This window comes from Mesorhizobium sp. M7D.F.Ca.US.004.01.2.1 (assembly GCF_003997785.1).
Lineage (GTDB): Bacteria > Pseudomonadota > Alphaproteobacteria > Rhizobiales > Rhizobiaceae > Mesorhizobium > Mesorhizobium loti.
In genome coordinates, this window is record NZ_RZRQ01000101.1 from 1 (window position 1) to 18,934 (window position 18,934).

An 18,934-nucleotide genomic window follows, 5' to 3' on the forward strand; every position below is an offset into this window, starting at 1 on the left:
CCCGTGCATTGCTCGGATCATGCAATTGCCGACGAATGGGATCGAGGCTCCAGCCGTTGAAGCGAAGCACCTTCGACCGGTCCCGCTCGTCGGGAGCATAGGCCGTGCGGCGCAGCAGCGCCCGTATCCTGGCCGTCAGCTCGCGCGCGCTGAATGGTTTCGTCACATAATCGTCCGCGCCGATTTCCAGTCCGAAGATACGGTCGATTTCTTCGCCAAGCGCAGTCAGCATCAGGATCGGAATGTTCGTTCCCGCACGAAGACGGCGGCAGATGTTGAGACCGTTCTCACCCGGCAGCATGACATCGAGCACGATGAGATCGAATTTCTGGTTGCGAAGCGCGGCATTCATCTGGACGCCGCTCTCGGCAATTTCCACGATCATGCCGTTATCGGTGAGCGTCTCACCCAGCATGCGCGCGATCTCGATATCGTCTTCGACAATGAGGATACGCGCATCCTGCCTTGCCGATTTGAACTTGGCGTTCAAATCGCTCCGGCTCGCATTTGCCGCAGCCTGCATAGTTACCTGTGTGGGCATTAAAACCTGTATCCGACAAGAAGCATCCCGGAAGGCTGGATCTTGTCGACGACAATAGGGCTGTCGGCGGCGTCACCCACAAGAATGCCGACCCCCGCCTGGCCACGCACCATCCAGTTCTCGTTGAGCATATATGTGGCGGAGAGGGAAAAATCGGCGCGCTTCAACCCGGCGCCGGCATCATAGCGCGCCAGCCCCGAGCGAGCCGACTGTTCCGGCGTGACGCCAAAATAGGCCTGCATGTGATTTTCGTCGGCGAAGACAACGGATGCGCTGGCGCCGATCATCAACGATTGCGACAGAGGCTGGGTCACCTCGATCCCGACCGTGCCCAACAGGCCATCGCTGCCGCCGATGGTCTTGTCCAGTTGTGCGAAGATTTCAGCCGGGCCGAACTTCACCGCGGCCTTCGCGCCGACTGTCGCGCCCATGTCGACATCGCCCAAGCCGCGCAGGTGATCGGAGTCGTCTTCCTTGCGACCCATCTCATAGCCAAGCCGCGCGCTCAATGCGAACGGCCCTTGGTCATAGACGGCGATGTTGGCGCCTGTCGGATCGATCGTCACCGTGTCGCGGAATGTGGCCGTGACGAAAGGCACCGGCATGATCTTGAACTCGTCGCTGCCCTCGTATTTGGGGACGATGATGGCGCCACCGCCAAGCACGACATGCCAGTCGGCCAGTTTTTGTTCGATGCGCCCGAAACGGGAAGGCTCGGGCGGCGGGGTGAAATCGTCGGTATCGACGGCAATGGCGTCGGCCGCCAGCACGACCCCCGAATGCGTTGAAAACAGGATTGCCATCACTGCCAGAGAGGCTCGGCAGGCGAACATTCCAGAATCGATCTTGGCGAACATGCGTGCTCCAGAACAGCGAGGCGGTGAGCCCCTGATGCTCTGACTATTTCAGGTGAAAGTGGCTGCATGCGTGAAGTGATGTTAAGTTTTGTTGCGCAATCTTGGTCTCATCTTGGCGCTTGTGTTAGAGAAGCCGGAAGTTGATAGCACAAGCCGGCATGAAGCCCGCGCGGGTCGTCTCACGTTCGCAGAACAGAACGGTTTTCAATCCAGCCCAGAACGGTTTTAATGTCCGCATCGGAGGAGTGTGGGCGGCATATGGGTAACACCAGCGACGACGACGAGCGGAGTTTCTTCTCCGAAGTGCCGATGCGGCCAACGGTGAAAGCCAAGGCGGCAGATGAAAGGCCGCATTATCTCGGCCACCGCGACCGCTTGCGCGAGCGCTTTGCCTCGGCAGGTCCGGACGCCCTGCCCGATTATGAACTGCTGGAGCTTCTGCTCTTTCGCCTGATCCCTCGCGCCGACACCAAGCCGGTGGCCAAGGCGCTGCTGGCGCGCTTCGGCACGCTGGCCGAAGTGCTTGGCGCGCCTCTTGGCCTGCTGCAGGAGGTCAAGGGCATCGGCCCGGCGGTGGCACTCGACCTGAAAATTGTCGCCGCGACGGCGCAGCGCATGGCACGCGGCGAGGTCCACGGCCGCGAGATCCTCTCGTCCTGGCAGCAGCTTCTCGACTATTGCCGTTCAGCCATGGCCTTCGAGGCGCGCGAGCAGTTTCGCATCCTGTTCCTCGACAAGAAGAACGCGCTGATTGCCGACGAGGTGCAGCAGACAGGCACTGTCGACCACACGCCCGTCTATCCGCGGGAAGTGATCAAGCGCGCGCTCGAACTCTCGGCGACCGCCATTATCCTGGTCCACAATCACCCGTCAGGCGACCCGACGCCGTCGCGCGCCGACATCGAGATGACGAAGGAGATCATCGAGACCGGCAAGCGCCTAGGCATTTCCGTGCACGATCACATCATCATCGGGCGGAAGGGACACGCCAGCATGAAGGGCCTGCTGCTGATCTAGGGCCGGCCCTTCTCGGAAGGGTCGCGGCGGCAAAAGCCGGCATTTTTCCCGTCAAGATAGTCGGCTCTGGAATTTCGACCGCAAAAAGAGCATGATGAACTTGGCATTCGACGGGACAGCTTCGCGCGCCCCTTTGGAATGCCGGGAGGAACGGGACATGGCCGTAGCGCTTGTACTCGTTTTGATCGTCGTGGGCTCAGTGTTGTTTCATCTCCTGAGCCCATGGTGGTGGACGCCGATTGCCTCGAACTGGGCCTATATCGACAACACCATCATTATCACCTTCTGGATCACCGGCTTCGTCTTCGCCGCCGTCGTCCTGTTCATGGCCTATTGCGTCTTCCGCTTCCGTCACCGGGAAGGAAACCGGGCGGCCTACGAACCGGAGAACAAGCGGCTCGAATCGTGGCTGACGATCATCACCGCGGTCGGGGTCACGGCGTTGCTGGTTCCCGGCCTGTTCGTCTGGAGCCGGTTTGTCCACGTCCCGAGCGACGCAACCGATGTCGAAGTCGTCGGCCAGCAGTGGCAGTGGAGTTTCCGTCTGCCCGGCAAGGACGGCAAGCTTGGCACGTCCGACACCCGCGACGTCACCGCTGACAACCCGCTGGGCGTGATTGCCAGCGATCCCAATGGTCAGGACGATGTCGTGGTCGAAGCGGCTGATCTGCATCTGCCGGTCGGCAAACCGGTCAAGATGCTGCTCCGCTCGATCGATGTGCTGCATGATTTCTATGTGCCGGAATTCCGCGCCAAGATGGACATGATCCCGGGCTCGGTCACCTATTTCTGGTTCACCCCGACCAGGACCGGAACCTTTCAGGTCCTGTGCGCCGAACTTTGCGGCCAAGGGCATCCTTTGATGCATGGTGTGGTCATGGTCGACACGCAGCAAGACTACGTGGCCTGGCTTGGCCAGCAGCAGACTTTCGCCCAGTTGTCGGCACCCCAGCAAACAGGCTCGGCAGACCAGGCGCCGGGCAAGACGACGGCGTCAGGTTTGAAAATTGCAGCAAGGCTCGAAACGGTCGGGTCTCGCTGAAAAGGACACGGAGGTGTTCCTATGGTCGACATCACGCCTGCAGATGGCATCCCGCCGGCCGAAGTCGCGGAAGTGGAACTCTACCATCCGCACAGTTGGTGGACGAAATACGTCTTCTCGCAGGACGCCAAGGTCATCGCCATCCAGTATTCGGCGACTGCAACGGGAATCGGCCTGGTCGCCCTGGTGCTATCCTGGCTGATGCGGTTGCAACTTGGCTTCCCCGGTACGTTCGACTTCATCACCCCGGAAGCCTACTACCAGTTCATCACCATGCACGGCATGATCATGGTGATCTACCTGCTCACCGCGCTCTTCCTGGGCGGCTTCGGCAACTATCTGATTCCATTGATGGTCGGCGCGCGCGACATGGTCTTTCCCTATGTCAACATGCTGAGCTACTGGATCTACCTGCTCGCCGTGCTGGTTCTGGTGTCGAGCTTCTTTGCGCCCGGCGGACCAACGGGGGCTGGCTGGACGCTCTACCCGCCGCAAGCCATCATGAGCGGCACACCAGGCGGCCAGGACTGGGGCATCATCCTGATGCTCTCCTCGCTGATCCTGTTCATCATCGGTTTCACGATGGGCGGCCTGAACTATGTGGTGACGGTGCTGCAGGGCCGCACGCGTGGCATGACAATGATGCGCCTGCCGCTGACCGTCTGGGGCATCTTCACCGCAACCGTCATGGCGCTGCTCGCCTTTCCGGCGCTGTTCGTCGCCAGCGTGATGATGCTGCTTGACCGCGTCCTCGGCACCAGCTTCTTCATGCCGGCGATCTCCGAGATGGGCGAGCAACTGCCGCACAATGGCGGCAGCCCGATCCTGTTCCAGCACCTGTTCTGGTTCTTCGGCCATCCCGAGGTCTACATCGTGGCGCTGCCGGCTTTCGGCATCGTATCCGACCTGATCAGCACCCATGCACGCAAAAACATCTTCGGCTACCGGATGATGGTCTGGGCCATTGTCGGCATTGGCGCGCTGAGCTTCGTGGTCTGGGCGCACCACATGTATGTGAGCGGCATGCACCCCTATTTTGGCTTCTTCTTCGCCACCACGACGCTGATCATCGCCATTCCGACCGCCATCAAGGTCTACAACTGGGTGCTGACCCTGTGGCGCGGCGACATCCATCTCACCATACCTATGCTCTTTGCCCTGGCCTTCATCGTCACCTTTGTCAATGGCGGGCTGACCGGCCTGTTCCTCGGCAATGTCGTCGTCGATGTTCCGCTGTCCGACACGATGTTCGTCGTCGCCCATTTCCATATGGTCATGGGCGTCGCCCCTATCCTCGTGGTTTTTGGCGCGATCTACCACTGGTACCCGAAGGCTACTGGCCGGATGCTCAACGAGACGTTGGGGCGGTTCCATTTCTGGGTCACCTTCCTCGGCGCCTACCTGATCTTCTTCCCCATGCACTACCTCGGCCTGATGGGTGTGCCGCGGCGCTATGCTGAACTGACCGACATGACTGTTATGACGGAGTCGGCCCACCATCTGAATTCGTTCATCAGCATCATGGCCTTCATCGTCGGCTTTGCCCAAATGGTGTTTCTGTTCAATCTGATCTGGAGCATCCGCCATGGCCGCGAGGCCGGCGGCAATCCGTGGCGGGCCACGACCCTCGAATGGCAGACGCCGCAAACACCGCCGGCCCACGGCAATTTCGGCAAGGACCTGCCGATCGTCTATCGCTGGGCCTATGACTACAGCGTACCGGGTGCCAAGGAGGACTTCATCCCGCAGAACATGCCGGGCTCCTTCGGCCCCTCAAGGGAGCCGGCATGAGCGTCATCCTGGTCTTCCTGCTCGTCATCGCCGGCTTTGCCGGATGGTGGCTTTCACACCAGAGGCTGATGACCAAACCATGGCTCGAACAAGGCCTGGCCAGCGATTTTGTCGGCTTCGACCGGTCGGCGCTGCCCACCGCCAAGATCGGCCTCGGTGTCTTCCTCGCCGTCGTCGGCTGCCTGTTCGCGCTCTTCACCAGCGCTTATTTCATGCGGATGGCGGTGTCGGACTGGCAGCCGCTGCCGCTGCCGGGGCTGCTCTGGCTGAACACTGGCGTGCTGGTCTTGAGCAGCGTCGCGCTGCAATGCGCCGTCGTCGCCGCGCGCAAGCGGCAGATCGACATGGTCAGGCTCGGCCTTGCCACGGCCGGGCTCACGGCGCTCGCCTTCCTGATCGGACAGCTCATCGCATGGCGGCAGCTGACCGAAGATGGCTATCTGCTGAGCTCCAACCCAGCCAACAGCTTTTTCTACCTGATCACCGGCATGCATGGCCTGCACATACTGGGCGGGCTAGTAGGCCTCGGCAGAACGACCGCCGGCGCCTGGAATGGAGCGCGGCCGGAGCGGCTTCGTCTCAGCGTCGAACTGTGCGCCATGTACTGGCATTTCCTGCTCTTCGTCTGGCTCGCGATCTTCGCGCTGCTGGCCGGTTGGGCCGCGACGTTCATCGATATTTGCCGACAGTTGCTGACCTAAGGGGACCAAGCGGATGGCAGAGACACTGACGCATATCAGCCAGACGGAGCCACGGCCCGCGGGCTGGCAAGGCATTGCAGCCGACTGGTCCTCGGATCAGCGGGCGTTCAAGAACGTGTCCTGGGGCAAGGCCATGATGTGGATCTTCCTGCTCAGCGACACCTTCATCTTCGGCTGCTTCCTGTTATCCTACATGACCGCGCGCATTTCGACCCGCGTGCCGTGGCCCAATCCGAGCGAGGTCTTTGCGCTTCGTATCGGCGGCTCGGATATCCCACTGATCCTTATTGCCATCATGACCTTCGTGCTGATCTCAAGCAGTGGAACGATGGCCATGGCGGTCAATTTCGGCTATCGCCGCGACCGCCGCAAGACGGCAATCCTCATGCTTCTGACCGCGGCACTCGGCGCGACCTTTGTCGGCATGCAGGCCTTCGAATGGACCAAGCTGATCACTGAAGGGGTGCGCCCCTGGGGCAATCCCTGGGGCGCCGCACAATTCGGTTCGTCTTTCTTCATGATCACCGGTTTCCACGGCACCCATGTGACGATCGGGGTGATCTTCCTGATCATCGTGGCGCGAAAGGTATGGCGCGGAGATTTCGACACCGGGCGGCGCGGCTTCTTCACCAGCCGCACGGGTCGCTACGAGAATGTCGAGATCATGGGGCTGTACTGGCACTTCGTCGATCTGGTCTGGGTGTTCATCTTCGCATTCTTCTATCTTTGGTGAGAGGCAGACATGGCTGAAGCAACCGCAAACGGCCTCGGACAACACGCACTTCACGCTGGTCATGCACATGAAGCGCCGGCGGCCGCCGCCCGTGCCGACGTGCATCAGGAACATCCGATCAAGCTCTATCTGGTGGTCTGGGCATGGCTGTTCATCCTCAGCACATGCTCCTACCTGGTCGATTATTTCGGCCTTCACGGCTATCTCAGATGGTCGCTGATCCTGATCTTCATGATCCTCAAGGCAGGGCTGATCGTCGCCGTCTTCATGCACATGGCCTGGGAACGGCTGGCGCTGGCCTATGCGATCATCCTGCCGCCGATACTGGTGCTGGTGTTCGTGACAATGATGATCTTCGAAGCCGACTACACCCTTTTCACCCGGCTGGCGTTTTTCGGATCCGGGCCCTGACGCCCCATGCGTCGCGAACTCCGGCAAGGGAGGCCAAGATGACGATCGCAAACAGATTGAAGGACTTCATCGACGGCAAGGGAATTTCCTACGACACCGTCGCTCATCATCGCACTTCAACAAGCCGGCAGTCGGCGATAGCCGCGCACGTGCCCGGCAGCATCATGGCGAAGTCCGTGGTCGTTCACCACGAGCTTGGCTATACGCTGGCCGTGGTTCCAAGCACCCACAGGATCGAACTTGGCAGGTTGCAAGACGTCATGAACAAGCGTCTCGGACTTGCCTCCGAAGACGAGGTGGTTTTGCTCTTCGGTGATTGCGACACCGGCGCCATCCCGCCGATCGGCGCAGCCTACGATGTGCCGGTGATTGTCGATGAAAGCCTCGGCGATGCAGCCGACGTCTACTTCGAAGGCGGCGACCATAGAACGCTGGTGCATGTCAGCGGCAAGGATTTCCGCAACCTGACCATGGGCGCATACCAAGCCCGCTTCAGTCACCCGGCCTACTGACGGCTTCGATCAACTTGCATCGGCACCTCGCCAGTGCGGTGAGGCAGAGCTTCCTCAACTCGCCGGTCTGGCGGGCGACTCCACGACCTTGCGGTAAACATGCCAGGTGGCGTGACCGAGGATCGGCAATACGATGGCCAGCCCGGCGAACACCGGCAGCGAGCCGATGATCAGGGCGACGGCGACAATCAGTCCCCAGACAGCCATGGTGATCGGGTTCGCCAGCACCGCACGCACCGAGGTGTGGATGGCTTCGTACGCACCGACGTCGCGGTCGAGCAACAATGGGAAGGCGACGACCGTTGTGCACAACACCACCACAGCGAAGACGAAGCCGATGGCGTGCCCCAGGATAATCAGCGTCCAGCCGCGTCCGGTGGCAAATATTTCATTGATGAAGCCGGATATCGATTCCGGCGGCGCCGGGCCGAACAGATATTGGTAGAACATCTGCGCCGTCAAAAGCCAGGTGATGAAGATTGCAAACAGCATGATCCCGACCGCCGCGATGGCCGGCAGCGCCGGAGATTTCCTGACGTCGAAAGCGTGCCTCCAGGAGGTGTCGAGTCCGGCTTCCCGTCTGCGGCTGATCTCATAGAGGCCTATCGCCGCGAATGGGCCAATCAGCGCAAAACCGGAAACCAGCGGAAACAACAACGGCAAAGCATTGGCGCCAGAAGTCCAGGCGGCGAGCACGACGCCCACGAGCGGATAGATCAGGCAGAGAAAAACGATGTGCGACGGTTTGACCATGAAATCGTCGACGCCCCGCTTGAGCGCGTCGAAAAGGTCGGAAACACCGATTTTTCGAATTTTGGTATGTTCCAGCGTCTCGCTGGCGCCTGCTATCACATGAAAGCTCGCCATGACCGTTCCTCCAGACCTGGTCCGGCAAGGTCGCGGTTTCGCGGTGCTTCCGTTCAGCGTGATGGCCACGCAAAACCGCGACCTGCACCGCAATCAACATACTCTCTTGCCAGAGACTTGTCGCCCTTTGTCGGACAAGCTCCGGCGGCCTGGCTAGCTCTGGTGGTCTTTCTTCGATATTCTCGCACAGCGCCGCGCGCCCTCTTTGGGCGCGTAAAGGACGCTGCACCGCGTTGATTGGCGCATGATCCTGTCCGAAAATCGATCCCGATTTTCAGGATCACACGCCAAGTCAAAGGTGAAGGTCATGGACGGAAGGACGCTTCTCATACTCGGCCTTGGCATCGTCGCCCTGCTGATCCTGGGATTCTGTGCAGTACCATCGTGATGTTCGAGCCAATCCTGATCTGCAACGCCTTCAATGCAGAAATTGCAGACCGGGCATCTCGACCCCGGCGAGCATTCCGACAACTGCGGTCATGCCGTCAACCTCAGGCTGACATAAACGCTCGCATTGCGATGGTATCGGCAAGCAGTATGGCAAAGATCGCGAAAAGATAGAAAATCGAGAAGGCAAACAGCGCCTTTGCAGGCTTCGTCTCCTTGTCCGGAGCGACCAGAACCCTCCAGGCCTGCCAGATGAAACCCGCGCCCAATGCAGCCGAAACAACTCCATAGAACCCGCTCGCGAATCCGAACGCCCAAGGCAGCACGCCGACTGGCGCCAGGAGCAGTGAATAGGCGAATATCTGTTTTCTGGTCGAGGCCTGGCCGGCCACGTTCGGCATCATCGGGATGCCGGCAGCGGCGTAGTCGCCGACCTTGAACAGCGCGAGCGCCCAGAAATGGGGTGGCGTCCACAGAAAGATGATCAGGAACAGGATGAGGCTTTCAATGCCGATGGCGCCGGTTGCAGCCGCCCAGCCGATGACCGGAGGAAGGGCGCCCGCCGCGCCGCCAATAACGATGTTCTGCGGCGTCGAGCGCTTCAGCCACATCGTATAGATGACGACGTAGAAGAAGATGGTGAAGGCCAGCAGCGATGCGGCAAGCCAGCCCACCAGCACGCCGAGCATCATGACCGAAAGTGCGGAAAGCACCAGGCCGAAGCCGAGAGCTTCACCCGGCGTGACGCGGCCCGACGGAACCGGCCGCTTTGATGTGCGCGACATCAGCGCGTCGATGTCCGCGTCGTACCACATGTTCAGAGCTCCAGCCGCTCCTGCTCCGATCGCAATCGCACCGATTGCAATCACGGCGATGACCGGATTCATCGCGCCAGGCGCCGCCATCAGGCCAACGAAAGCGGTGAATACGGCAAGCGCCATGACCCGCGGCTTCAAAAGCGCGAAGAAATCACCCGCCGTCGCTTCCGAGAGGCGGATGCCGGTATCCTTGAGGCGGTTTTCCCTAGTCGACATCTCAGACCGATGGGAGCAGGCAACCTAGGCCATGATCCCGAACTGAAGGCTCGAGCGAAAACTGAAACCAGGTCTTTGCTTACGCCGCCCTTCGGTTCGAATAAGATCACAGAAAAACAAGATGTTAGACGGATGGCGTAGGAGCCAGCTCATTTGGAGAACGTTTTCAGATAGGCAATGACGTTGGCCACGTCTGCATCGTTCTTGAGGCCGGGAAACGTCATCTTGGTCCCTTTGACCATGGCCTTGGGATCGTGAAGATAGGTCGTCAGTGTTGGTTCGTCCCATTTGACGCCGGATTTGCCGGCCGCAATCATGGCATCGGAATATTTGAAATCCGGATGCGTACCGGCGGTGCGTCCGATGACGCCGTGCAGCGACGGACCGATCTTGTTCTTGTCCTCGTCTGCGATGTGGCAGACCTTGCATTTGGTGAAGACCTTCTCGCCAGCCGCAGAATCCTGGGCTTGCGATGGATTGGCCACGAAGGTTGCAACAGACACGACGGCGAAAAACGCGACTAAGCGCATGACTTTTCCTCCCTGATCGTCAAATGTGCCTGAGATGATCTGAGCTGCCGCTACCACCAGCAATACGCGCCTTGCACGGCAGAACAGATTATCCGCTTCTACCCCCAAATGGAGTTGCGGCACCTATATACCACCGAATCTGGCCGGTAGGTAGAAGAGGTCGACCGTACAAAGGTTTAGGTGGTCTGCAGCGGCTCAAGGAACATCCGTGTTGCAGCTGCCGGCAACCTGGTTGACCGCTTCGCCGAACCCGGCGAGGTCGAAATCGGCCTCGCCGCGTCCCGACAGCAGCCCGAACCGCCACGAAAGCTGGAGTCGGTTCGCGGCAACAAGGCGCTTGATGCCGTCGGCGCCGTCCCGCACCAGCATCCTGCCGCGCGGCCCGACCGACCAGCTTTCATCGAACTTGCTGCCCTGGTCGACCGTGACCGACATGGTGATCTTGCGGCTGGCCGAAACGGTGTCGTTCAGTTGCAGCCATTCGGTCCAATGCGGCTCACCGTTTGCCCGGCAGGCAATCGTCAGGATCGGGCTGTAGCTCAAGGCGCCGCCGCCGGTGATCAGCTTGTTTGTGGCATAGAGCGACGCCGTGACGAGGCCATCCTCGCCCGTGTCGAACCGCCAGTTGTCAAGCACCGTTTCGGCCCGGGCAATGCCGCAGACCGAGACAAGCACTAACGCGATTGCCGCAGCGTGTCCCATTTCGACGAACAGCCTCAACACGCCCTCCAACAGCCAACCGGCTTTCAATAGGAGCGCAGATAATGATCAAAGCTTGGTCGCCACAGGCCATCGCTCGCGAAGCGTGCCGGCTGTTGCAGTTTGGCAACGAAAAAGGCCGCCTCGGAGGGCGGCCTTTCCTGTTTCAGCTGAACGCTTGTGTTATTCGGCGTCCTTGGCGGCCTTCTTCTTCGGCGCGGCCTTCTTCTTGGGCTCTTCCGCGTCGTCGCCAGACTTGGCGTCGCTCGCCTTGTCGTCGGCCTTCTTGGCGGCGGCTTTCTTCGCCGGCTTCGCCTTGACGGCGGTCTCGTCCTCGTCGTCGTCGGCCATCAGCTCTTCCTTGCTGACCTTGACGTCGGTGACCGAAATCTGGCCGAGCAGATGGTCGACCACCTTCTCCTCGAACATCGGCGCCCGCAGCGTGTTCAACGCTTCCGGGTTGTTGCGGTAGAACTCGAAGACTTCCTGCTGCTGGTTACCCGGGTAGCGGCGCACCTGCTCGAACAAGCCGCGCTGCAACTCCTCGTCCGATACGGTGACACCGGCCTTCTCGCCGATTTCAGCCAGCACCAGACCGAGGCGCACGCGGCGCTCGGCAAGCCGCAGATACTCGGCACGCGCCTCTTCTTCCGTCGTCTCTTCGTCGGCGAAGGTGCGTCCGGCTGCTTCCAGGTCACGATTGACCTGCGCCCAGATGTTGTTGAACTCGGCGTCGACGAGCTTCGATGGCGCCTCGAACGAGTAGGCCGCGTCGAGCTGGTCGAGCAGCTGACGCTTGACCTTCTGCCGCGTCATGGCGCCGAACTGGTTCTCGATCTGGCCGCGCACGACGTCGCGCAGGCGCTCCAGCGACTCCAGGCCGAGGTTCTTGGCGGTCTCGTCGTTGATTTCCAACGCGCCGGGCTGGGACACTTCCTTGACGGTGACGTCGAAGGTCGCTTCCTTGCCGGCCAGATGCGCTGCCTGGTAGTTTTCCGGGAAGGTCACGGTGACCTGCTTTTCGTCACCGGCCTTGGCGCCGACAAGCTGATCCTCGAAGCCGGGGATGAACTCCTTCGAGCCCAGCACCAGCGGCTGATCGGTGCCGGCACCGCCATTGAAGGCCTCGCCGTCGATCTTGCCGACATAGTCGATTGAGACGCGGTCGCCATTGGCGGCCTTGCCGGTCTTCGGCTCGTAGCTGCGCGCCGATTCGGCGACGCGCTGGACCTGCTCGTCGATCTCCGTATCCGGCACGTCGAACACCTGGCGCGTCACCTTAATGTCGGAAAAGTCCTTGATCTCGATCGCCGGGATGATCTCGTAGTTGAGGCGGAACTCGAAGTCGGCGCCGCCGGCCAAGATCTTCTCGGCTTCCTTCTCGTCCTCGGTCATGATGACTTCGGGCTGCATGGCAGCCTTTTCGCCACGCCCGGTGATGATCGAACGGGTCGAATCGTTGAGGATTTCGTTGACCACTTCGGCCATGAACGACTTGCCGTAGACCTTGCGCAGGTGCTGCACCGGCACCTTGCCGGGACGGAAGCCGTTGATGCGGACCTTGTTCCTGGCATCCGAGAGCCGCGCCATCAGCTTGGCTTCCATGTCACCAGCCGGCACGGTGATCTTGATCTCGCGCTTGAGACCGGAGTTGAGCGTTTCGGTGACCTGCATCGTAAAACCTTTGTTTTCACCAATGAGACTGCCACGGCCTCTGCCGTTTACAGCCTGCCGGTATATTCTTGCCGGGAATGGCTTTTGGTACGGAACCTGGCGATTTGACCGAAAATACGGCTCAAACTCTCCCAAACTGCGTTCCAAAATGTGAATAAGTTCTTGTTTTTCCTACTTCTTATCACATTCTGTAGAAGCGGATCGTCGCGTCCCGTCACATTTGACACGCCTTTTGTCACAGGCGAGGCTAATTTTCAACAGTCTTCGCATTTGGTGCGAACAACCATCATTTTAGCCCTGACCCAACCTTGTTCCCGACATTGACGGAATGATGGCTACATGGGATTGCCGGTCCATGCGGGTATGGCGGAACTGGTAGACGCACCAGATTTAGGTTGCCCCCAGCCAGCTCGCTACCGGAGCTGCCACGGTGGCTCGGACACCTCGTGGAGGGTGGACGCACAATATCAGGCATCACCTATGGAATCGAATGTGCTACGGTTCCGCAATGTCTTGGCAACACGTTCGCATATCCCACTTCGGTGGCCCCGAGGTCCTGGAACTGGTGAGCGAGCCAACAATCCCAAATCCGGGTGCTGGCGAGGTACGCATCAAGGTTCTGGCAGCCGGAACCGGTTTCACGGATAGCTTCATTCGGCGTGGCCGTTACCCCGACTTCAAAGGACCGCTGCCGTTTACTCCCGGCTACGACCTCGTAGGTGTTGTGGAGAAGGCTGGTCCCGACGTTGTCTTGCCGCGTGAGGGGCAAATCGTTGCCGATCTCTGCGTAGTCGGTGGTTACGCGCAATATGCGATTCGTCCCGCGCGTTTTCTTGTGCCGGTTCCAGCCGGCGTCGATGCGGCAGAGGCCGTTTGCATACCGCTCGCCTACCTTACAGCCTTTCAGATGCTCACGCGCTATCGGCGCTTATCACCCGGCGATACGATTCTCGTTATCGGCGCATCAGGCTCGGTCGGTACGGCGCTACTCGATCTCTCGCGTCATCTTGGCCTCAAGGCAATCGGCACGTGTTCGGCGGCGAACCTCGCCGCGGTTGAGCGATTTGGCGGTAAAGCAGTCGACTATCGGGCTGGCGACTTCGTTGATGTGGTCCGCAAACTCACGACTGGGCGGATTGGCGGCGCCGGTGTCGATGCGGCATTCGATGCCATCGGAGGGGCGCATTTCAACCGGTCATTCGCCTGTCTCGCGCCGGGGGGCACCCTCATCGGCTACGGCTCCCAGACAATGGCGATCGGGCGCGAAAACTTGATCGCGGCGGGGCTAGGTTTGGCACGCCTGAAGCTATGGGGCGCATTGAGCTTCCTGTTCCGTGGCCGAACGGCGCTTTGGTACAGCATCACAGACCGCCGCTTGTCGCATCCTGAAGAGTTTAGGACTGACATGGCTGCCTTGTTCGAGTTGCTCCGCAACGGCGCCATTCATCCGATGGTTGTCGGTCGCGAACCACTAGCCGCGGCGAAAGATATCCACACACGTATCGACGCTGGCGGGTTCGGCGGCAAAATCGTCATGCTGCCCTGGCTGGCGACGCAGGTGGCTACCGACAAGTAACCGCTTCGCACTGCCAAAAGCCCCGCGCCAGCGCCTGTTGCTCCACCCGCCCATCAGGGCAAAGCCAATGCCTGAAACGAACTCAAAGATGGATAGAAACTGGGGGGCGACGTCAGCGCCCCAGTTCGAACAAACTTTGGGCCATGGGTCGAGCAAGACACGCTGACCAGCCCCACACCCTGTGTCCGTTGGCTTTAGTCGCTTGAACTTGTGTCATGGCTTGTGACATAGACGTGGCACAGGTCACCAGATCGGCGGGTATGGCGGAATTGGTAGACGCACCAGATTTAGGTTCTGGCGTGAAAACGTGGGGGTTCGAGTCCCTCTACCCGCACCACCCTTCGCTCTTCGAGCTTCGGGTGGCAGGCCACCTGAAGCTCTTTGCGCGAAGGAGTGTCCTCCGAAGCCTTGGCGAAAGAGGACCGGTCCAGGTTCGAACCCCATCCGCTCACGCGCACCACGGCCGCCGGCCGCGACCGTCCCGGCATCGGCGTCTACGCCTCGAACACCCTCCTCGTGAACCACGCGGCCAGCTGTGCCAGCTCCGGCCCCAGCACGCGATCGTCGCCGACTGGCGGCACAATATTTCTGATCTCATCGACGAAGGCCTGAAGCGCCGGCGGTGGCGCGCGTTCGGTGACGTGCAGCGCCTGGGAAGCGATCATCGCCAGCATCGCCATGGCGGCATCGACGCAGCGGCCGGCGGTCGCTTCCTTGGTCCATGCGAAGAACGCCGTCGTGGCGACATCGTCCTGTCCGGCGCCGGCCGACTCCGTTCCGGGAATGAAGGTGCGCTGCGCCGCCAGCTTGGCTTGCTCGAGATAGCCGGTGATCGCCATCGGCACATAGCCGACATTGCCGTGGCCGTCGCTGTCGGCTGAGTGCCGTCCGGCCATCAAGAGATCCGGCAGCAGCGACACCTTGCCGTTCAGGAGTTTTGAGGCGTGGCGATCGCAGAGCAGGCAGATGTCGGCCCATATCGCCGCCAGATCGTCCAGCGCCGGCGTCGCCATGGCATTGTGATAGCCGCCCGTGCTGATACAGCGCCCGAACGGATGCCCATCATCGGGCGGGATATAGACCGGATTGTCCGATATCGAGGCCAGCGACACGGTGGCCGCTTGCTCCGCCGTCGACAACGCTCGATGCGCCTGGCCGAGGACGCGCGGCACGATGCGGTAGCTGACCGGCGCCTGGTAGTTGCGTCGCCCATCGCCGGCGCCGACCAGAAATTCCCGCAACCCCTGCAGGGCCGCAGCTTCATGCTCATCGCCCCACAGCGCGTCGAGCGCCGCGTCATAATGTTCGAGCGGCGCGCGAAACGCCTCGATCGACAGCGCGAACACTTTTTGCGCCATGCGGATGCGGCGACGCGCCGCCAGCGCGGCATCAGCCACCAGAGCGGCAGCGCAGGGCGAGCCGTTGATCAGCGAGCCGCGTTCCTTTACCTCGAGGTCGAAGCGCGTCGTAAGCTCGGCAAACAGCGGATAGAGCGCAAGGATCTCGCCGGCGCCGCCCTGGCCCGAAGCCGGTACCGTTGGCATCGGCCGACCATCGAGCATTGCGGCAACGGCAAGCGCGATGCGCGGCGTGGTGGCGGCGTTGCCCTCGACGAAGTTCGTCAGGCGGGCAAGCACGATTGCCCGGACCACACGATCCGGCAAGGGATCGCCGAAGGAAGTGGCGGCGGCGAACGCCTTGATGCGCGCATGGCGGTCTCGCTCGTCAGGTTCGAGCTTGCGGCTCGCCAACTCCCCCATGGCGGTGGTGACGCCATAGATGACCGGCGGCGGATCGGTTTCAATGAGCTTGAGGAATGAGGCGCGGCATTCGGCAATGCGCTGCAGGGCCTTCTCGCCGATCGCCACCGTGTCCTTCTCCCAGGCGACGCGGAAAACAGTGTCGAGGTTAATGTCCTCACGCGTCGACAAGGTAACTGGCATGCTTCACACCACGGCAAACAAGGACATTAATAAAGCGGTTCCTCGAACAGCGTCTTGTCGCCGTCCACCAGCGCCTTGATCTGCGCGGTGCCGTCGCCGGCGAGCGCAAGGCGGATGCCGAACGGGCGCACCCGCATGTCGTTCTGGATCGCCATCCCCTCGCCTTCCGGCAGATAGAAGCGCTCGATGCCGTAGTCCGGCGCGATGGTCGCCCCTTCGCTGCGAAGATCCCAGCCCTCTGCGACGTGGCCTGATATATCGGCTTCGTCGGCAGCGGCCGGCATCGGCGCCTTGCCGAACCAGGCGGTCGTCGGCTGCCAATAGCCGTCGGCGCCCTTCTTGAGGCGGACGACAATCGAGGTGTCGTCGCTGGAAAGTTTGTCGGGCGGAATGTTGGCGATCATTTTCGCCGGTATGCGCGAAATCTCGTAGCCCAGGATAATATAGTCGCCGCGCAGGAGGTCGCGCGGATCGACGGGCTCGATCTTCAGCAGCACTTCCTTGCCGTTGCGCAGGATCGCCGCGCGGCCGGCGATGATCCAGCTCAGGAAGCCGATCTGGACAAGTGCCAGCACCAGCGCCGAGACAACAAGTCTTTTTCCGGTCATCATGCCGTGGCTCCCATGGCAACTGGGCCCTTCATGCGTTTTTCCACGCGGATGATGACCAGTGCAAGGATCCCGAGCAGCACCGCGGCGGCAAGGAAGAAGCCGGCCGTATCGAGCATCGATTGCAACGTCACCACATAGATGATGGCGAGTTCGAAGGCGAAGCCGGCATAGGCAAGCCAGCGCAAACCACGGCTCTCCCGTCCTGCCAGCACGATTGCCGCGACGATGCCGGCCAGCGCGACGACCGAAGCGATGGCGAAACCGCTGTTGTAGGTGCTCTCGCCAGCCAGTTCGAACTGGATCATGGCCAAGCCGGTGAGGAAGCCGAGCAGCGCGTGCAAGGGCAAGCGACCGCCGAGCTGCACGATCCTGTCAACCGTATCTGGCGCGAAGACCGAGGCCGCGAACAGCAGCGCCGACGCAACGACCAGCGGGATCGCCACCTGCAGCGTGTCGTGGTTGGTGACCAGCAGCACAAGATAGAACAGCACCGACAGGATGATCAGGTGCCGCGCCGGCTGGCTGCGGGTCCAGAACGAGACGGCAAACAGCACGATCGCCATGACGACGAAGGCATGCGGAAATTCGCTACGGCTGTAATAATCGAAGCCCTTCAGGAACAGCCAGGCATCGGCAATGCCGACCGAAGCCACGGTCAGCGGGTTCGAACGCAGCGCCACAGCCGCGAGTGCCGTGCCGGCACCCCAGGTGACCAGAGCCGACGCCTCGTCGCCGGACAGATGATACATCTGGCCGATCAGCGCGATCGACCCGCCGAAAGCCGCCGCCGCCACGATCCACAACGCCTCGCCGATCGCCGCATGGTCGCGCGTCTTCAACAGCGCGCCGCCGACATAGCCGCCAAGGATGACCGCAAAGAGTGCCAGGACGCGCGCCAGCCGCGGGATCGCGTCCCAGTTGGCGGCGACGAAAATCAGGATGGCGGCGCCGAACAGCAAGGCAGCCATCATCGCCAGGATCGAGCCGAAGCTGAGCGACTTGCGCTCGTTGGCCTCGACATCGCGCGCCAGGGAATCGGCAATGGTGGCGTCGATCAGGCCAGCCTGCTGCCAGCGCGCGATATCCGCCCTGACCCGCGACGAATAACTCGCCATCCCGCTTCTCCCCCAGTTTGGTCTTTTTTTCAGCCGATCCGGTCAAACCGTTGACGCGACGGCATTTTCCGATTCGGGTTTCTTTGTGTCAGGTCCGTGAACGCTCGTTAATGCTGCATTGCACAATTTGCATTGCTGCCATGCAGCCATAGCGCTTTTAAATCGATATGGGTCCGCCTATTTATGCTTCGTACACAAACGGAATGATCCGCAAGAAAGACGAAACGAGAACTACCATGAACCTGATCCGCAACTACCGCAACTGGCGCCGCTACAGGGACACCGTGTCCGAGCTGAGCCGCCTGAGCAACCGTGAACTGACCGACCTCGGCATCAGCCGCAGCGACATTCCTTACGTCGCTCGCAAGGCGGTCTAATTCTTCGGACCGCAAATGGTCCGAACCAGTTTTGAAAAAGAGAACGACAATGAACCTGATCCGCAACTATCGTAACTGGCGCGTTTATCGCGAGACGGTTACCGAGTTGGGTCGCCTTTCGAACCGCCAGCTGCATGACCTCGGTATCGTCCGCGACGAAATCAAGATCATCGCCCGCCAGGCGATCTAACCAGAATTTCGCCAGGGTCGACCTCCTCCCCGACCCTGACGGATCCGGTCAACCTTCACCTCCTCCCGAGGGTTGACCACCAAAACGGCGCCCGCCGCACCTCCTCCCGCGGCGGGCGCTGTTTCCCCGGGGCAAAACGAATTTTGCCCTAGAGGCTTCGCCCCTTGTAAAAATGGCGAAAGAGTTTTCGCCAAAGCCGACCTCCTCCCCGGCGATGGCGAATATGGTCGGCCTTCACCTCCTCCCGAGGGTTGACCCCAAAAACGACACCCGCCGGACCTCCTCCCCCGGCGGGTGTTGTTGTTTTCAGGGGTTGATCCCCGAGC

General features: G+C 61.0%; 20 protein-coding genes and 1 tRNA gene. 11 read left to right on the forward strand and 10 right to left on the reverse strand.

The genetic code is table 11. From position 1 onward, the window contains the following. Together EN993_RS15995 and EN993_RS16000 are read right to left on the reverse strand one after the other, a co-directional pair. The coding region (locus EN993_RS15995) for a response regulator (protein ID WP_164757679.1) at nucleotides 1-523 on the reverse strand (523 nt) is incomplete at its 3' end. A 17-nt stretch (nucleotides 524-540) separates the two neighbouring features. Beyond that, nucleotides 541-1,398, reverse strand: coding sequence for a MipA/OmpV family protein (locus EN993_RS16000; protein ID WP_127264095.1), 858 nt, complete (start codon nucleotides 1,396-1,398; stop codon nucleotides 541-543). A gap of 258 nt (nucleotides 1,399-1,656) precedes the next feature. Between EN993_RS16000 and radC the strand changes: the two genes are divergently transcribed. From radC to EN993_RS16035, 7 genes are all read left to right on the forward strand, one after another. Next, the gene (gene radC, locus EN993_RS16005) at nucleotides 1,657-2,415 is read left to right on the forward strand and encodes a DNA repair protein RadC (protein ID WP_127264097.1); all 759 of its coding nucleotides are present in this window, start codon (nucleotides 1,657-1,659) and stop codon (nucleotides 2,413-2,415) included. A 157-nt stretch (nucleotides 2,416-2,572) separates the two neighbouring features. Then, entirely contained in the window at nucleotides 2,573-3,457 is an 885-nt protein-coding gene (locus tag EN993_RS16010; RefSeq protein WP_127264099.1) for a cytochrome c oxidase subunit II, read from the forward strand. Nucleotides 3,458-3,478: 21 nt separating this feature from the next. Next, on the forward strand, nucleotides 3,479-5,248 hold the full coding sequence (gene ctaD, locus EN993_RS16015) for a cytochrome c oxidase subunit I (RefSeq protein ID WP_127264101.1): 1,770 nt from the start codon (nucleotides 3,479-3,481) through the stop codon (nucleotides 5,246-5,248). Then, nucleotides 5,245-5,949 (forward strand): cytochrome c oxidase subunit 3, encoded by a 705-nt coding sequence (locus tag EN993_RS16020; RefSeq protein ID WP_109668910.1) that lies wholly within the window; start codon nucleotides 5,245-5,247, stop codon nucleotides 5,947-5,949. Before ctaD ends, EN993_RS16020 begins: the two co-directional genes overlap by 4 nt. A gap of 13 nt (nucleotides 5,950-5,962) precedes the next feature. Next, nucleotides 5,963-6,682: a heme-copper oxidase subunit III family protein gene (locus EN993_RS16025; protein WP_126068905.1), complete on the forward strand. Its 720-nt coding sequence runs from the start codon at nucleotides 5,963-5,965 to the stop codon at nucleotides 6,680-6,682. A 9-nt stretch (nucleotides 6,683-6,691) separates the two neighbouring features. Next, complete coding sequence (locus tag EN993_RS16030) at nucleotides 6,692-7,093, forward strand: cytochrome C oxidase subunit IV family protein (protein WP_126068904.1); 402 nt, start codon at nucleotides 6,692-6,694, stop codon at nucleotides 7,091-7,093. 38 nt (nucleotides 7,094-7,131) lie between these two features. Further along, nucleotides 7,132-7,605: an aminoacyl-tRNA deacylase gene (locus EN993_RS16035; protein ID WP_127264103.1), complete on the forward strand. Its 474-nt coding sequence runs from the start codon at nucleotides 7,132-7,134 to the stop codon at nucleotides 7,603-7,605. A 54-nt stretch (nucleotides 7,606-7,659) separates the two neighbouring features. On the opposite strand, the gene EN993_RS16040 is transcribed toward EN993_RS16035, so the two are convergent. The 5 genes from EN993_RS16040 to tig all read right to left on the reverse strand — a co-directional run bounded on the left by EN993_RS16040 (nucleotide 7,660) and on the right by tig (nucleotide 12,796). Then, a complete protein-coding gene (locus EN993_RS16040; protein ID WP_109668902.1) occupies nucleotides 7,660-8,472 on the reverse strand; it encodes a DUF2189 domain-containing protein in 813 nt (270 codons plus the stop codon). A gap of 491 nt (nucleotides 8,473-8,963) precedes the next feature. Then, on the reverse strand, nucleotides 8,964-9,893 hold the full coding sequence (locus EN993_RS16045; RefSeq protein ID WP_127264105.1) for a heme o synthase: 930 nt from the start codon (nucleotides 9,891-9,893) through the stop codon (nucleotides 8,964-8,966). A gap of 149 nt (nucleotides 9,894-10,042) precedes the next feature. Continuing rightward, on the reverse strand, nucleotides 10,043-10,423 hold the full coding sequence (locus tag EN993_RS16050; protein ID WP_109668897.1) for a cytochrome c family protein: 381 nt from the start codon (nucleotides 10,421-10,423) through the stop codon (nucleotides 10,043-10,045). Between the two features lie 195 nt (nucleotides 10,424-10,618). Beyond that, nucleotides 10,619-11,143: a hypothetical protein gene (locus EN993_RS16055; RefSeq protein ID WP_126068902.1), complete on the reverse strand. Its 525-nt coding sequence runs from the start codon at nucleotides 11,141-11,143 to the stop codon at nucleotides 10,619-10,621. Between the two features lie 162 nt (nucleotides 11,144-11,305). Beyond that, nucleotides 11,306-12,796 carry a trigger factor gene (tig, locus tag EN993_RS16060; RefSeq protein ID WP_109668895.1) on the reverse strand — a complete coding sequence of 497 codons (1,491 nt, stop codon included), beginning with the start codon at nucleotides 12,794-12,796 and terminating at the stop codon, nucleotides 11,306-11,308. Between the two features lie 565 nt (nucleotides 12,797-13,361). Between tig and EN993_RS16065 the strand changes: the two genes are divergently transcribed. Next, on the forward strand, nucleotides 13,362-14,372 hold the full coding sequence (locus EN993_RS16065; protein ID WP_164548682.1) for a zinc-binding dehydrogenase: 1,011 nt from the start codon (nucleotides 13,362-13,364) through the stop codon (nucleotides 14,370-14,372). 254 nt (nucleotides 14,373-14,626) lie between these two features. Beyond that, nucleotides 14,627-14,709, forward strand: a tRNA-Leu gene (locus tag EN993_RS16070). A gap of 157 nt (nucleotides 14,710-14,866) precedes the next feature. Here the strand turns inward: EN993_RS16070 and EN993_RS16075 are convergent. The 3 genes from EN993_RS16075 to EN993_RS16085 are packed head-to-tail and all read right to left on the reverse strand — an operon-like array spanning nucleotide 14,867 to nucleotide 18,041. After that, entirely contained in the window at nucleotides 14,867-16,315 is a 1,449-nt protein-coding gene (locus EN993_RS16075) for an aromatic amino acid lyase (RefSeq protein WP_127264107.1), read from the reverse strand. A 26-nt stretch (nucleotides 16,316-16,341) separates the two neighbouring features. Next, nucleotides 16,342-16,926, reverse strand: coding sequence for a GDYXXLXY domain-containing protein (locus EN993_RS16080; protein WP_109668889.1), 585 nt, complete (start codon nucleotides 16,924-16,926; stop codon nucleotides 16,342-16,344). Then, a complete protein-coding gene (locus tag EN993_RS16085; protein ID WP_109668887.1) occupies nucleotides 16,923-18,041 on the reverse strand; it encodes a DUF2157 domain-containing protein in 1,119 nt (372 codons plus the stop codon). The genes EN993_RS16080 and EN993_RS16085 overlap by 4 nt, the downstream gene beginning before the upstream one ends. A 236-nt stretch (nucleotides 18,042-18,277) precedes the next feature. Here EN993_RS16085 and EN993_RS16090 point away from each other — a divergent pair, with 236 nt between their 5' ends. Continuing rightward, nucleotides 18,278-18,418: a DUF1127 domain-containing protein gene (locus EN993_RS16090; RefSeq protein ID WP_013531315.1), complete on the forward strand. Its 141-nt coding sequence runs from the start codon at nucleotides 18,278-18,280 to the stop codon at nucleotides 18,416-18,418. A gap of 49 nt (nucleotides 18,419-18,467) precedes the next feature. Next, nucleotides 18,468-18,608 carry a DUF1127 domain-containing protein gene (locus tag EN993_RS16095; protein ID WP_013531314.1) on the forward strand — a complete coding sequence of 47 codons (141 nt, stop codon included), beginning with the start codon at nucleotides 18,468-18,470 and terminating at the stop codon, nucleotides 18,606-18,608. Nucleotides 18,609-18,934: the final 326 nt, after the last annotated feature.